This window comes from Streptomyces sp. NPDC016851 (assembly GCF_055562795.1).
In genome coordinates, this window is record NZ_JBVHEP010000008.1 from 251,421 (window position 1) to 262,916 (window position 11,496).

Consider the following 11,496-nt stretch of genomic DNA (forward strand, 5'->3'; position numbering starts at 1 on the left):
CAAATGCACGACTACAGCATCAGGGCGGCCACGGCGGAGGACATCGGCGGGGCTCGGGCGGTGATGCTCGACGCGGTATACCACGACTTCGGGACGGGGTACGTGCCGGGCTGGCACGCCGACATCATCGATCCCGCGTCCTTCTACCTCGCACCGCCGCGGCACACGCTCCTGGTCGCCGTGGACGAGCGGGACGGGACGGTGGCGGCCACGGCGGCGCTGGACGCGCGCGGCCCGGCGCATCCGCCGAACCCGCGCTGGCTGGCTGAGCGATTCCCCTCGGGCGAGACGGCACAGCTCCGGCGGGTGTACGTGCGCCCCGAGCACCGGCGGCGGGGCCTGGCCCGGCGGCTGGTGGAGGGTCTGCTGGACTTCGCGCGGGCCGACGGTGGTTACCGGTCCGTGTATCTGCACACGTATCCGCACTCGCCCGGCGCGTTGGGCCTGTGGCGGACCCTGGGCAAGGTCGTGTGCGACGAGCGGGAAGAAGTGCCCGGCGGCGGCAGCGGCGTGGTGCACTTCGAGATCCCCTTCGCCTGAGCGACACGACGACGCTGGACGCCTCGATGTCATCCCTGTCCAAGGCCCTGGCCGCCCTGCGCGTGCTCGCGCGCGGCGGCGGCCCGACGCTGCTGTGGCGGGTCGTGCTCACAGCCGGCCTGGTGGGCGCGATCGGCCTGCTGCCGTGGCTGTCGCGCACCGATCCGGCGCTGACCATCCTCAAGTCCCGCTCGGCGGACCGCGACCCGACACCCGAGACGCTGGCCGCCATCCGCGACGAACTCGGGCTCGGCGACGGCCCGTCGGCCCTGCTCGGCCACTGGCTGGGCGGGCTGCTGCACGGGGACGCGGGCACCTCGTGGGTGTCCGGCGCCCCGGTGCTGCCCTCCGTCGCGCCGGCGCTCGGCGTGTCGTTGCTGCTGATGTCCGGCGCCCTCGTCGTCGCCGCGGTCACGGTGAGCGCCGTGTGCGCCCGTACGCTCCGGCTCGGCGCGCGGGGCCGGCTCGGCGCGCGCGGGGCCGGAGGCACGGCGACCGCGGTGCTGGCCGCGCTGCCCGAGTTCCTCGTCGCCTCGGTGCTCGCCGCGGTGATCGGCGTGCACCTGGGCTGGCTGCCGGCCCTGGGCTGGTACGGGCCGCAGTGGATGGTGCTGCCCTCGCTGGCCCTCGGTCTGCCCGCCGGCGCGGTCCTCGGGCGGATGCTGGACGACCTGCTGCCCGGCGCGTTCGCCGAACCCTGGGCGCCGGCCGCCGCGGCCCGCGGGGTCCCGCCGAAGTCCGTGGCACGGCAGGCCCTGCGCCGCTGTGTGCCCGGACTGCTGCCCAACCTCGGCCTGTTCGTGGTCGGTCTGACCGGCGGATCCGTCGCCGTCGAGCAGATCTTCGACATCCCCGGCCTGGGCCGGTTCACCCTGCAGGCCGCGCTCGCCCAGGACCTGCCAGCGCTGCAGACCGGCACGCTCGCCCTCGTCCTGCTCGCGGCCACCGCCGGCGCCCTCGCCCGGCTCGCGGCCCGGCTGCTGATCGGGCCCGCGCTGCGCGACGGTGCCCTGCGCTCCCTGCACCGGCCGGCCGCACCCGCGCCCCGCGCCCAGCCCCTGCTGTACGGGGCGCTGCTCGCCACCGTCATCGGCCTCGGCCTGCCGCGTGACGCGCTCGCCCTGGACACCCTCGCCCGGCTGCAAGGCCCCTCCCCGGCACACCCGTTCGGGACGGACGCGCTGGGCCGGGACGTCCTCGCCCGGGTCGCCCACGGCGCGCTGAACACCCTCGGCACGGCGCTCGCGGTGAGCGCCGCGGCCCTGGTCGCCGGGCTGCTGCTGGGGCTGCTGCCGCGGCTGTCCGGGCCGCTGGTCGACACCGTCAGCGCCGTACCGCCCGTCCTGGCCGGGCTCCTCGTCACGGGCATCACGGGCAGCGGCCCCTGGGCGCCCGCCCTCGCCGTCGGCGTCGTGGCCTGGTCCCCGCTGGCCGCGCACACGTCCTCCCTGCTGCGTCAGGAGCGTGCGACCACCCACCTGGCCGCCACCCGTGCGCTCGGCGCCGGGCGGTGGTACCTCCTCCGGCACGAACTGCTGCCCGCCGTCCTGCCGCCGGTGGCCCGGCACGCCCTGCTCCGGCTGCCCGGCGTCGCGCTGGGCCTCGCCGCGCTCGGCTTCCTCGGTCTGGGCGCGCAGCCGCCGTCCCCCGAGTGGGGTCTGCTGCTCGCCGAGAACCAACCGTACGCCGAGCGCGCCCCCTGGGCCGTCCTCTTCCCCGCCGCCGTACTCGCCCTGCTCGGTGCCCTCGCGGTGACGGCCGCCGGCGGCGTGCGACTGCCCCGGCGGCGCGGGCGGGCCGGCAGCCCGGAGCAGCCGCCCGGCGACCTGGTCGTGCCCGCCCCGCGGCAGCGGCCGGACCCCGACGACGCCCTCCCGACCCCCGTGTCCCTCTCACCGAGAGAAGAACGATGACAGGCCTCATATCCCGCGCCCTGACCCGCCGGGCCGCCCCCGCAAACGGCGACAAGACACCCGACGGCTCGACGCCCGGGGCCCCACGCGAGAGCACTTGGCGGCTCTGGCGGGACCTGTCCCCGCTGCTGCGGCTGCTGATCGTGACCCAACTCGCCTTCAACGTCGGCTTCTTCGCCGTGCTGCCGTTCCTCGCCGAGCACCTCGGCACCGCGATCGGCATGGCGGGCTGGCTGGTCGGCTTCGTGCTCGGGCTGCGCACCTTCAGCCAGCAGGGCCTGTTCGTGGTCGGGGGCGCGCTCGTCGACCGTTACGGCGTACGCCCGGTCGTGCTGGCCGGCTGCGTCCTGCGGATCGCCGGGTTCGCGTGGCTCGGGTACGCGCAGGCGACCTGGGCCGTGATCGGGGCGGTTCTGGTGATCGGCTTCGCCGCAGCGCTGTTCTCCCCCGCCGTGGAGTCCGAGGTGGCCCGCCAGGCGGTGGTCTGGGAGGAGGCGGGACACGGCTCACGCACCCGTCTGCTGGCCCTGTTCAGCGTGGCCGGCCAGGCCGGGGCCTTCGTCGGGCCACTGCTCGGCGCGCTGCTGCTCGCCGTCGACTTCCGCACCGCGTGCCTCGCGGGTGCCGCGGTGTTCGTGCTCGTCCTCGCCGGGCACGTGTGGCTGATGCCGCAGCACATCCCCGGCAGGGTCCGGACCCGGGAAAAGGGCGGGGCTCGGGCGCTGCTGCGCAACCGCCGCTTCCTGGCGCTGTGCTGCGCGTACGGCACGTACCTGCTCGCCTACAACCAGCTCTACCTCGCCCTGCCGGACGAGGTGCAGCGCGCGGCGGGCTCCCAGGCGCCGCTGTCCTGGCTGTTCGCCCTGTCCTCGGTGCTGGTGGTGTTCGCTCAGATGCCCGTGACCCGCTGGGCGGGCGACCGGCTCGACCTGCGCCGCTCCATGACCGCCGGGCTGCTGCTGATCGCGTCGGGTTTCGCGGTGGTGGCAGCGGCGCGCCCCGCGGGCTGGACGGGTACGGCCGGGCTGCTGCCGGCGGCGGGCTTCGTCGTGCTGCTCACCGTGGGGCAGATGCTGGTCGTGCCCGCCGCCCGCGCCTGGGTGCCCGACCTCGCCGAGGAGGGCCGGATCGGCCTCTACATGGGTGCGCTGTCGTCCGTCTCGGGCCTGATCGTCCTCGCGGGCAGCGCGGCCACCGGTTCCCTGCTCGACGCGGGCCTCCCGGCCGCCGTGCCCTGGCTGCTCCTCGCGGCCGTACCCGCCCTGGCGGTGGCACTGCTGCCGCGCCGCGAGAAGCGGCCGCTGGGGGCGGCAGCGGCGGCCTGACGACGGGCGCGGGCGCAGGGAGGAAAGGGAGGAAAGAGAGGGAAGAGGGAAGGGACAGCGGCGGCCCGGCCGGTGTCCGGAGGCACGGGGGACAGCGCCGGCAACCCCACGCGCCGCGCCGTCACCCCCGGCGGGACGCTGCTGCGCTCCCCGGTTTCCGGGGCCGTGCCGTCCCAGGGCACCGCACCGGGGAACGATGGTCACGCGGCGCCAGTATCCTGGGTCGGCTGCGGCACCCCCCAACCAACCCCCGCTCCGACGCGGGGAGTTGCGGCCTGCGGCGAGGACCTTCCCAAGAGCATAGGACGAGGACGAGTGCTGCTAGCGGGCCGCTACCGGCTGGACGTTGAGATCGGGCGCGGCGGAATGGGAGAGGTCTGGCGTGCGTACGACGAGACGCTCGCCAGAGCGGTGGCCGTCAAGCTGCTGCTGCCTCAGGACACCGATGCCACGGCGGCCTCCCGGTTCCGTCTGGAGGCGCAGACGGCCGGGCGTCTCAACCACCCCAACGTGGTCGGGGTCCTGGACTTCGGCGAGTACGACAACCGGCTGTACCTGGTGATGGAGCTGGTCGAGGGCGACAGCCTCGCCCGGGTGCTGTCCGCCTCCGGCGCGCTCCCCGCCGAGCAGGTGGCCCGACTCGCCGCGCAGGCCGCCGCCGGACTCGCCGCCGCGCACCAGCAGGGCATCGTGCACCGGGACGTCAAACCCGCCAACCTCCTGCTGGACGCGGGCGGCACCCTCAAGATCGGCGACTTCGGCATCGCGCGATTCCTCGACGACCCGGGCGCCGCGCTCACCGCCACCGGCCAGATCGTCGGCACCGGCCTCTACCTCGCGCCCGAACGGGCCCTGGGCCGGCCCGCGGGTCCCGCCTCCGACATGTACTCCCTGGGGTGCGTGCTCTACCAGCTCCTCAGCGGCCGCCCGCCCTTCCAGGCCGACACCGCCGTCGCGCTCCTGCACCAGCATCTCGACAACACCCCCGTACCGCCCCGGGAACTCGGTGTCTCCGGTCTGCCGCCGGCCTTCGAGAGCTACCTCCTCGCCCTGCTCGCCAAGCAGCCCGAGGACCGGCCCACGGCCCAGCAGGCCGCCGAGTGGTTCGCCGGCGGCGCCTGGCGGGGGCTGCCCGAGCCGCTGCCGGAGGCGGTGCCGCCGGGGCCGGCCTCCGGGAGCGGGCCGTACGCGTCGTCCCCGGGGCCGGCCGCCGCGACCGGGCCGTACTCGGCGTCCCGGGGGCCGTCCTCCGGGCCGGGACCGTACGCGGCGGCCGGCACCGGCGCCCCGACCGCGCACGCGCTGCCCACGGGGTCCCGGACCGCCCCGGGCGGGCGTTCCCGTCGCGCCGCGCCGCGCAACGGTCTCGGCAACCACCGGAGAACGGCCGCGGTGGTGGCCGCGGCGGCCGTCTTCCTCGCCGCGATGCTCGCCGGCATGCAGTTGTTCTCGCCCGACGACACCGCGACGGAGGGCACGGAACCCGACGCGTCCCCGTCCGCGAGCAGCCCGGCCGCCCCCTCGCCCGGCGACTCCGCCGACTCCGCCGACCCCCTGGCCTCCGCCCCGGCGGCCGCCACGACTCCGGCCGCCGGCACAGTGGCCGATGTCACCCCCTCCCCCACGGCACCCGACACCCCGACCCTCGCCGAACCGACGCCCGGCCCCACCAGCCCCACTCCGGAAGTGAGCAGCGGCCCGCCGGAGAAGGCGGACAAGCCCCGGCAGGAACAGCCTCCGCGGTCCGAGGAGAACGGGGAGGACGAGGGCGACGAGGGTGACGACTGAGCCCTCCCGCGCCGGTGTGCGAGCGGTCGCCCCTTCACGCGCCCCCTCGCGCGCCCCCTCGGCTGGCTTGTCATGGCCCTTATCTCGGCATTACTGTCACCACGCCTTGGTGAACGGGAAATCCGGTGTGATGCCGGTGCGGCCCTCGCCACTGTGATCGGGAAGTCCGGCTCCAGCCCTCGCGGGCAGCCACTGGGTCCTCACGGACCCGGGAAGGCGGAGTACGGGCGGTGGGACCCGTGAGCCAGGAGACCGGCCAAGGCGCGTCAACCATCCACGAGGTGCTGGAGAGGGTCTGCTGAGCCATGCACATTGCCGAGGGTTTCCTTCCTCCGGCGCACGCCGTCGCCTGGGGCGTCGCGTCCGCGCCGTTCGTCGTCCACGGAGTCCGGTCGCTCACCCGTGAGGTGCGCGAGCACCCCGAGAGCACCCTGCTCCTCGGCGCCTCCGGCGCCTTCACGTTCGTCCTGTCCGCCCTGAAACTGCCGTCCGTCACCGGCAGTTGCTCCCATCCCACCGGCACGGGCCTGGGGGCCATCCTGTTCCGGCCGCCCGCCATGGCGGTGCTGGGCACCATCACCCTGCTCTTCCAGGCGCTGCTGCTCGCGCACGGCGGTCTGACCACGCTCGGCGCCAACGTCTTCTCCATGGCGATCGCCGGCCCCTGGGCGGGTTACGCGGTGTACCGGCTGCTGCGCCGCTACGACGTGCCGCTGATGGTCGCCGTGTTCTCCGCCGCGTTCGTCGCCGACCTGTCCACCTACTGCGTCACGAGCGTGCAGCTGGCGCTCGCGTTCCCCGACCCGGGCAGCGGGTTCCTGGGCGCCCTCGGCAAGTTCGGTTCCATCTTCGCCGTCACCCAGATCCCGCTCGCGGTGAGCGAGGGACTGCTGACGGTGCTCGTGATGCGGCTGCTGGTGCAGTCCAGCAAGGGCGAACTGACCAGGCTGGGTGTGCTCCTCGCCGACAAGCAGTCCCGGAACGAGACCCAGGAGGTGGCCCGATGAGCAGGAACACCAAGATCAACCTCCTGCTGCTGCTCGCCGTGGCCGCGCTCGCCGTGCTGCCGCTCGCGCTCGGCCTCGGCGACCACAAGAAGGAGCCGTTCACGGGCGCCGACGGCGAGGCGGAAACGGCGATCACCGAGATCGAGCCGGACTACAAGCCCTGGTTCTCGCCCCTGTACGAACCGCCGTCCGGTGAGATCGAGTCGGCGCTGTTCTCCCTCCAGGCGGCCATCGGCTCCGGTGTCCTCGCCTACTACTTCGGACTGCGCCGGGGCAGGCGGCAGGGTGAGCGGCGGGCGCTGGAGCGGGAGCGGGACTCCGGGAACCCGGCGGACGGTACCGCCGAGGAGTCCACGGCCGAAGGGGCCTGAGCCGCGTGCTGCCGATCGACGCGGCGGCGCACAGCAGTCGCTGGCGCCGCCGCCATCCCGTGGACAAGGCCGTGCTCGGGCTGGGTCTGACCCTCCTGGCGATCTCGCTGCCGCCCTGGCCGGGCGCGGCTCTGGTGCTGCTGACCGCCCTGGTGGTGCTGCTGGGGCCGGCGGGCGTGCCCTGGCTCCGGCTGTGGCGGGCCTACCGGGTGCCGCTGGGCTTCTGCGTGACCGGCGCGCTGACGCTGCTCGTGCAGGTCGGCGGGCCGGGCGGCTTCGTCTCCCTCGCCGGTGACGGGCCGGTCCGGGCCGGGGAGTTGCTGCTGCGCACCTCGGCGGCCTCCCTGGGGGTGCTGCTGTTCGCGTTCACCACGCCCATGTCCGACCTGCTGCCGCGGCTGGTCCGGGCCGGGGTGCCCGCGCCGGTCGTCGACGTGGCGCTCGTGACGTACCGGATGAGTTTCCTGCTGCTGGACTCCGTGCGCCGGGTCCGTGACGCGCAGGCGGCCCGGCTCGGGCACACCACGCGGGCCGCGGCCTGGCGGTCCCTCGGCGGTCTCGGCGCCACCGCGTTCGTGCGGGCCTTCGACCGGGCGGTCCGCCTCCAGGCCGGGCTCGCCGGGCGCGGCTACGACGGCACCCTGCGCGTCCTGGTGCCCGAGGCCCGTGTCTCCGTCCGCTTCACGACGGCCAGTTGTGTGCTCCTCGCGGCGCTGGCCGTCCTCACCTTCGTACTGGAAAGGCCGCTGACATGAGCGAGCCCGCCCTCGTCGCCCTGCGGGGCGCGTCCTTCGCCTACGAGGACGGCCCGGCCGTGCTCAGCGGCCTCGACTTCGAGATCCGCGAGGGGCGCGCGCTCGTGCTGCTCGGCCGCAACGGCAGCGGCAAGACCACGCTGATGCGGCTCCTCAGCGGCGGACTGCGACCCCGCGAGGGCCGGCTGACGGTCGACGGGCAGCCGGTGACGTACGACCGCAAGGGCCTGACCCGGCTGCGGACGACCGTGCAACTGGTGGTGCAGGACCCGGACGACCAGCTCTTCGCGGCGTCCGTCGAGCAGGACGTGTCGTTCGGGCCGCTGAATCTGGGCCTGGACGACGCGGAGGTGCGGGCGCGGGTGGCGGAGGCGCTCGCCGCCCTGGACATCACCGCCTTGGCAGACCGGCCCACCCATCTGCTCTCCTACGGGCAGCGCAAACGCACCGCCATCGCGGGCGCGGTCGCCATGCGGCCCCGTGTCCTCGTCCTCGACGAGCCGACGGCCGGGCTCGACCCCGACGGCCAGGAACGGCTCCTCACGACACTCGACGGGCTCCGTGGGACCGGCACCACGGTGGTGATGGCCACCCACGACGTCGACCTCGCGCTGCGCTGGGCCGACGACGCGGCGCTCCTCACCCCGTCCGGAGTCCGCACAGGGCCCGCTCCCGTGGCACTGGCCCGCCCCGACCTCCTCCGGGAGGCGGGCCTGCGGCTGCCGTGGGGAGCCGCCGCGGCCGAACTCCTCCGCGCGCAGGGATGGCTGACGGACACGGAGCCGGGGCCGCGAACGCCCGCGGAACTCGCCGCGCTCGCGGCCGGACGACTGGGCGCGCCTGGAGTCTGAGGGGCGCCCGGCGGTTGAGGGGCGCCCGGAGGCTGACGGGGCCCGGAGTCCTCGGTCAGTCGAAGTAGGACTCGAGTGAGCCGCGGCGCCGGATGTCGAGCGTCGCGCAGTGGAAAGAGCCGCCGAACGGCGCGTAATGCAGCAGGTCGCACGGGATCGGCTCGAAACCCCACTTCTCCAGGGCGCGCAGCATGCCGGTGTGGTGCCGCTCCGCGATCACCCGCCGCTCGTCGATCATGAGCACGTTCATGCTGAGCCACTTGCCGCACATCGACGTGACCTTGAGCAGCGTCTCGTCGATCGGGTCGGGCTCGGGGGCGACCAGGACGTCCCAGGAGCTCAGGACGTCGGGCAGCCGGTCGACGTCGATGTACTCGGGGTTGACCAGCACCTTTCCGGGCGCGAGCAGGACGAACGTCGTGTCGATGTGCATGGGCGTGCGGCAGCGGCTCTCGATCTCGTGGATGCGGTACCCCGGCCCGAGATGGCGGCGCAGCCAGTCGATGCCCATCCGGTTGGTGACGTTGCTGCGCGTGACGAACAGGTCCCGCCCGGCCCGGACGAAGTCCGCCGCGTCGAAGACCGGCTCGAACTCGGTGAGGATGTACCGCATGGGCTCGCCGTCCTTCGGGACCTGGAAGTCCGGATCGAACAGTTCGTCCGTGAGCTGCGGCCTGGGTGCCGCCGTCCAGCGCGCGCCGCGGCGGAAGTAGTCCTTGAGGAGCGGGCGGTAGGAGTGGCTCTCGAAGTACCGGCACGGCCAGGCCATCGGCGTTTCGATGATCTCGTCGCCGATCACGAGCATGCTGTCCCGCGGGCAGGTGTTGCAGAAGCCCCGGGAGGACCAGTCGGGGGTGGCGAAGCGGCGCCGGTGGTCGACCACGTCCGGCCGCCTGACCGTGACGCCGAGGGACTCCAGCAGGTCGATGAACCCGTCGATCTCCTGCTGCGCCTCCTCGACGAGCACGCGCGGATACCGGAAGCCGGCGGCGAGTCCCTGGAGCCGCCCGGCCCAGGGCGGCACGTTGCAGCTCACCACCGGGTGGTCCGAAGGGATCGTCGCGCCCTCGAGACGCCCGACGATGATCTCCTCCAGGGGATCCCATTCGGTGTGCGAGTTGACCGGCGAGACGAGGCGCTCCACGGCCTCGTCCGTCTCGGCCGGCGATCCGGACCTCCCCATGACGGCCATGCCCACCACCTTCGGATCTCAGGCTTCGGTGATGCACCGCACCTACCACATTACTCACCGTGGCGCGCCGACCGGGTCGGCGTCAACCGCTGTGCTCCACGGCGCCGCCGCACGGGCGGTCCCGCCGTCCCGCAATACGCTTGTCCGCCCGCACGGCACGGCCTACGTTGCCGGTGTGGATCTCTTCTCAAGCTCCTGGACGGCGCTGCGCGCGGCGGTCGCCGGCCTGTCCGACGAGGACTTCGCCCGGTCGTCCGGCTGTGCCGGCTGGCTGGTGCGGGACCTGGTGTGCCATCTGGTCATCGACGCGCAGGACGTCCTGATCACCCTCGCCACCCCCGCCGACGGGGAACCGACCCGTGACGCGCTGACCTACTGGGAGATCTCCGGCACGCCGCCGACCGGAGACGACCCGCTCGACGCGCTGACCGTCCGGCTGGCCGCCGCGTACGGGGAACCGCATCTGCTGAAGTTCCACCTGGACGACGTCGGCTCCGCCGCGGGCCGCGCGGCGGAGCTCGCCGACCCCGGTCTCAGGGTCGGCACCCGCGACGAGGTTCTCACCGTGGGCGACTACCTCTCCACGTACGTCATGGAGTGGACGCTGCACCATCTCGACCTGATCGCCCACCTCCCCCACGCCGCGCCGCCGCCCGCGGAGGGGCTCGCCCGGTCCCGCGAGATGCTGGAGCAGATCGCCGGGAGCGGGTTCCCCCCGTCGTTCTCCGACGCGGACGCGCTGCTGGTGGGCACCGGTCGGCGGGCGCCGACCGAGGCGGAGCGGGACGCACTGGGCGATCTGGCCTCGAAGGTGCCGATCTACTTGGGCTGAGCGGGGAGAGCGGCCCTCCTGGTGGCGCTGCGGTACGTCGTGATGCCCAGCGCGAGCAGCCAGTAGCTGAGGATCGCGCCCAGCGACGCGGTGGTGCCCCAGCCGTTCGCCGCGTAGAAGTCCGCCGGGTCGTTGCCGAAGAACAGGGACGGCACGAAGGCCAGATTGACCCCGGCCAGGACGTAGGCGGAGCGGCCGGTCCAGCGCGGCAGCAGGTTCGTACGGGAGATGCCGAAGCCCACCACGGTCAGGAACAGCGCCATCAGCACCTTGCCGATCGAGCCGTAGAGGACGTAGGTGCCGCTGACCGCGATGGTCGGATCGATCGCACGGTCGGCTGCGATGACCGCGCCGGCCTCGAGCCCGCTGGAGACCAGGGTGACCGCCACGTAGACCAGCCCGACGGCGAACGCCAGCGAACCCACCCACTCATGGGCCGGGTTCACCCGCTTGACCAGTTCGCGGAAGGCCGTCACGAACACGACCAGGAACGCCAGCGAGAAGATCCCGAGCAGCAGCCTGGTGAGGACGTTCGCGTCCGGCGGCGGCCCGGAGTAGACGAAGTAGAGCGGTACTTCGATGATGAGGGCGGCCGCGGCGGCGATGCCGGCGAGGCCCGTCAGGCGCCTGGCGAAGGTCTCGTCCATGGGGGTCCCCCGATGTCCGGTGGCGGATCGGTCCGTCGGCCGGTTGCCGACGACACACATGCTGCCGCCCCCGGCACGGCCCGTCCCTGGGCCTGGACACCCGATGCGGGGGTGGCGGTACCGACACCCCCGCGTTACCGACGCCCCCGCGCACGCACGTCCTGAACCGCCCGGCCGGCCCGGCGCCACCGCCCCGACCGCCCCGAGTCCGCCGACCGTGCCTCTTGGCGCTCCCTGCGCACCACCGCCCGGCCGGAAAACACTTGGACGCCGCG

General features: G+C 74.1%; 11 protein-coding genes and 1 riboswitch. Of the genes, 9 read left to right on the top strand and 2 right to left on the bottom strand.

Features of this window, described 5'->3' with window-relative positions:
- Positions 1-3: 3 nt before the first annotated feature.
- The 8 genes from ACZ3I3_RS15690 (at position 4) to ACZ3I3_RS15725 (ending at position 8,550) form a co-directional block, all read left to right on the top strand.
- Complete coding sequence (locus tag ACZ3I3_RS15690; RefSeq protein ID WP_467365370.1) at positions 4-540, top strand: GNAT family N-acetyltransferase; 537 nt, start codon at positions 4-6, stop codon at positions 538-540.
- 26 nt (positions 541-566) lie between these two features.
- Positions 567-2,453, top strand: coding sequence for an ABC transporter permease subunit (locus ACZ3I3_RS15695; RefSeq protein WP_467365371.1), 1,887 nt, complete (start codon positions 567-569; stop codon positions 2,451-2,453).
- Positions 2,450-3,778 carry an MDR family MFS transporter gene (locus tag ACZ3I3_RS15700; RefSeq protein WP_467365373.1) on the top strand — a complete coding sequence of 443 codons (1,329 nt, stop codon included), beginning with the start codon at positions 2,450-2,452 and terminating at the stop codon, positions 3,776-3,778. The genes ACZ3I3_RS15695 and ACZ3I3_RS15700 overlap by 4 nt, the downstream gene beginning before the upstream one ends.
- Before the next feature lie 315 nt (positions 3,779-4,093).
- Positions 4,094-5,566 carry a serine/threonine-protein kinase gene (locus tag ACZ3I3_RS15705; protein WP_467365375.1) on the top strand — a complete coding sequence of 491 codons (1,473 nt, stop codon included), beginning with the start codon at positions 4,094-4,096 and terminating at the stop codon, positions 5,564-5,566.
- A gap of 90 nt (positions 5,567-5,656) precedes the next feature.
- Positions 5,657-5,841: riboswitch (cobalamin riboswitch) on the top strand.
- Between the two features lie 30 nt (positions 5,842-5,871).
- Complete coding sequence (locus tag ACZ3I3_RS15710) at positions 5,872-6,573, top strand: energy-coupling factor ABC transporter permease (protein WP_467365377.1); 702 nt, start codon at positions 5,872-5,874, stop codon at positions 6,571-6,573.
- A complete protein-coding gene (locus ACZ3I3_RS15715; RefSeq protein WP_467365379.1) occupies positions 6,570-6,944 on the top strand; it encodes an energy-coupling factor ABC transporter substrate-binding protein in 375 nt (124 codons plus the stop codon). Before ACZ3I3_RS15710 ends, ACZ3I3_RS15715 begins: the two co-directional genes overlap by 4 nt.
- 5 nt (positions 6,945-6,949) lie before the next feature.
- The gene (gene cbiQ / locus ACZ3I3_RS15720) at positions 6,950-7,699 is read left to right on the top strand and encodes a cobalt ECF transporter T component CbiQ (protein WP_467365381.1); all 750 of its coding nucleotides are present in this window, start codon (positions 6,950-6,952) and stop codon (positions 7,697-7,699) included.
- A complete protein-coding gene (locus ACZ3I3_RS15725; RefSeq protein ID WP_467365383.1) occupies positions 7,696-8,550 on the top strand; it encodes an energy-coupling factor ABC transporter ATP-binding protein in 855 nt (284 codons plus the stop codon). Before cbiQ ends, ACZ3I3_RS15725 begins: the two co-directional genes overlap by 4 nt.
- A 55-nt stretch (positions 8,551-8,605) precedes the next feature.
- Here ACZ3I3_RS15725 and ACZ3I3_RS15730 read toward each other — a convergent pair whose 3' ends face one another.
- On the bottom strand, positions 8,606-9,742 hold the full coding sequence (locus ACZ3I3_RS15730; protein WP_467365385.1) for an amidinotransferase: 1,137 nt from the start codon (positions 9,740-9,742) through the stop codon (positions 8,606-8,608).
- A 175-nt stretch (positions 9,743-9,917) separates the two neighbouring features.
- On the opposite strand from ACZ3I3_RS15730, the gene ACZ3I3_RS15735 reads away from it, so the two are divergent.
- Complete coding sequence (locus ACZ3I3_RS15735; RefSeq protein WP_467365387.1) at positions 9,918-10,574, top strand: maleylpyruvate isomerase N-terminal domain-containing protein; 657 nt, start codon at positions 9,918-9,920, stop codon at positions 10,572-10,574.
- Here the strand turns inward: ACZ3I3_RS15735 and ACZ3I3_RS15740 are convergent.
- Complete coding sequence (locus ACZ3I3_RS15740; protein ID WP_467365389.1) at positions 10,562-11,221, bottom strand: hypothetical protein; 660 nt, start codon at positions 11,219-11,221, stop codon at positions 10,562-10,564. The genes ACZ3I3_RS15735 and ACZ3I3_RS15740 overlap by 13 nt on opposite strands.
- Positions 11,222-11,496 lie beyond the last annotated feature (275 nt).

Coding starts and splice junctions, on each gene's coding strand:
- ACZ3I3_RS15690 (WP_467365370.1), top strand. CDS start 4: ATGCACGACTACAGCATCAGGGCGGCCACGGCGGAGGACATCGGCGGG.
- ACZ3I3_RS15695 (WP_467365371.1), top strand. CDS start 567: ATGTCATCCCTGTCCAAGGCCCTGGCCGCCCTGCGCGTGCTCGCGCGC.
- ACZ3I3_RS15700 (WP_467365373.1), top strand. CDS start 2,450: ATGACAGGCCTCATATCCCGCGCCCTGACCCGCCGGGCCGCCCCCGCA.
- ACZ3I3_RS15710 (WP_467365377.1), top strand. CDS start 5,872: ATGCACATTGCCGAGGGTTTCCTTCCTCCGGCGCACGCCGTCGCCTGG.
- ACZ3I3_RS15715 (WP_467365379.1), top strand. CDS start 6,570: ATGAGCAGGAACACCAAGATCAACCTCCTGCTGCTGCTCGCCGTGGCC.
- ACZ3I3_RS15725 (WP_467365383.1), top strand. CDS start 7,696: ATGAGCGAGCCCGCCCTCGTCGCCCTGCGGGGCGCGTCCTTCGCCTAC.
- ACZ3I3_RS15730 (WP_467365385.1), bottom strand. CDS start 9,742: ATGGCCGTCATGGGGAGGTCCGGATCGCCGGCCGAGACGGACGAGGCC.
- ACZ3I3_RS15740 (WP_467365389.1), bottom strand. CDS start 11,221: ATGGACGAGACCTTCGCCAGGCGCCTGACGGGCCTCGCCGGCATCGCC.